Annotated in this window: 1 protein-coding gene; it reads left to right on the plus strand. The window is 62.4% G+C overall.

Annotated features, from left to right (window positions below; all coding sequences use genetic code 11):
* The coding region (locus tag BM210_RS35375; protein ID WP_218184938.1) for a hypothetical protein at nt 1–500 on the plus strand (500 nt) is incomplete at both ends.

The raw sequence follows: 500 nt of genomic DNA on the forward strand, positions 1-500 counted from the left end.
CAACGGGAGTGACGGGCGACACCGGAGCAACAGGTGCAACGGGAGTGACGGGTGATCCAGGAGCGACAGGTGCAACGGGAGTGACAGGTGACACCGGGACGACAGGTGCAACGGGAGTGACAGGTGACACCGGGACGACAGGTGCAACGGGAGTGACAGGTGACGTCGGGACCACAGGTGCAACGGGAGTGACAGGGGACACTGGTTCGACAGGTGTAACGGGAGTGACAGGTGACACCGGGGCGAAAGGTGCAACAGGTGCAACGGGAGTGACGGGCGACACCGGAGCAACAGGTGCAACGGGAGTGACGGGGGCAACAGGGACGACAGGAACAGTAGGAGCGACAGGTATCACAGGCGCAACAGGTGCGACAGGCGTAACGGGAGTGACGGGTGTCACAGGTACGACAGGCGCAATAGGAGCGACAGGTATCACAGGCGCAACAGGTGCCACAGGAGTGACAGGTGGTTTAGGTGCGACAGGCGTAACGGGAGTGACG

It is taken from the genome of Paenibacillus sp. 1_12 (assembly GCF_900114475.1).
Taxonomy (GTDB): Bacteria; Bacillota; Bacilli; order Paenibacillales; family NBRC-103111; genus Paenibacillus_S.